This is a genomic window from Streptomyces sp. S6 (assembly GCF_054880855.1).
On record NZ_JBTYMC010000613.1, the window covers coordinates 1 to 1,592 of the forward strand.

Consider the following 1,592-nt stretch of genomic DNA (forward strand, 5'->3'; position numbering starts at 1 on the left):
CAGGCGGCGGTGGCCCGGCTGCGCACCGCGCCCCCGATCGTGACCGAGGCGGAGACGGCACGGCTGTCCGAACGGCTCGCGGCGGTCGCCCGCGGCGAGGCGTTCCTGCTCCAGAGCGGGGACTGCGCGGAGACCTTCACCGAAGCCACCGAACCGCACCTGCGGGCCAACCTCCAGCTCCTGCGGCACATGGCACTGATCCTGGCCCACGCCTCCGGGCTCCCGGTGGTCCCGCTCGCCCGCATGGCCGGTCAGTACGCGAAGCCACGCTCCCAGCCCCTCGACGCGAACGGTCTGCCGGTCTACCGGGGCGACATTGTCAACTCCGCCGCACCCACCCTCGCCGCCCGCACCCCCGACCCGCGGCGGATGCTGCTCGCCCACGAGCACGCGGCCGGCGCGATGGCACTCGTCCGCCGGACGGGCGCACAGAACCCGGCGGACCCGGCCGCCGGGATCCTCGCGTACGTCCGAGACGCCCCCGGCGGCGACCGCTTCACCCACCCCGCCGAGAAGATCCACCGGAATCCGGGCCCGGGCACCGGAGAGATCCACGTCGGCCACGAGATGCTCCTGCTCGGCTACGAGTCCGCGCCCCTGCACCCCGCCACACTCGCCACCGGCCCGGAGCCGCTGCTCGCCAGCCCCCTCGCGCACTTCCTGTGGATCGGCGAGCGCACCCGGGGCCTCGACGACGCACACGTCGCCGTCGCCGAACTCCTCGCCAACCCCATCGGCGTGAAGATCGGCCCCGGCACCACCCCCGAACAGGCCCTCGACTACATCCGCAGACTCGACCCCCACGCCACCCCCGGACGGCTGACGCTGATCAGCAGGATGGGCCACACCCGGATCCGTGAGGCGCTGCCGCCGATCGTGGAGAAGGTCACCGCCACCGGCCACCAGGTGGTGTGGCAGTGCGACCCCATGCACGGCAACTCCCGCACCACGGCGGACGGCCGCAAGACCCGCCGCTTCGACGACATCCTCGCCGAGATCCGCGGCTTCTTCGAGGTCCACCGCGCCCTCGGCACCCACCCCGGCGGCCTGCACCTGGAGGCGACCGGCGCGGACGTCACCGAATGCGTCGGCGGAGCCCGCGGCCTCGGCGAGGACGACCTGCCCGCCCGCTACCGCACCGCCTGCGACCCCCGGCTCAACGCCGAACAGGCGATGGAACTCGCCTTCACCGTCGCCGGACTGCTCGCCGCCCCCCACCGCCTCTGGAGCCCGACGTGACCGACCCCGGCCGCCCGCCACAGGCCCTGATCAGCGGCACCACCCGGCTGTACGCGGTCGTCGGCGACCCCGTCACCCAGGTCCAGTCGCCCGCACTGCTCAACCCGCTCTTCGCCCGACAGGGCGTCGACGCCGTCCTCGTGCCGGTGCGGGCCCACCCGCACGACCTGGAGCAGGTCGTCCGCGGCCTGCAACGCGTCGGCAACCTCGACGGCATCTTCGTCACCGTCCCGCACAAGGCGCACGCCGCCGAGCCGAACACCGCCGCGTACAGGGCCTGGAGGCTCAGGTTCTTCTGGAGGTCGTCCCAGTAGACCGGCTCGCGCATGAGGTCGGCGAAGGACAGCCAGTAG

General features: G+C 73.6%; 1 protein-coding gene and 2 pseudogenes. 2 read left to right on the plus strand and 1 reads right to left on the minus strand.

The window, feature by feature from the left end:
* On the plus strand, positions 1 to 1,239 hold a 1,239-nt coding region (locus ACVNF4_RS35780; protein ID WP_461807002.1), incomplete at its 5' end, for a 3-deoxy-7-phosphoheptulonate synthase.
* Positions 1,236 to 1,430: pseudogene (locus ACVNF4_RS35785) on the plus strand (shikimate dehydrogenase); the annotation flags it as partial. The gene ACVNF4_RS35780 and the pseudogene ACVNF4_RS35785, both read left to right, overlap by 4 nt.
* A gap of 47 nt (positions 1,431 to 1,477) precedes the next feature.
* On the opposite strand, the pseudogene ACVNF4_RS35790 reads toward ACVNF4_RS35785, so the two are convergent.
* A pseudogene (locus ACVNF4_RS35790) lies at positions 1,478 to 1,592 on the minus strand (ABC transporter permease); the annotation flags it as partial.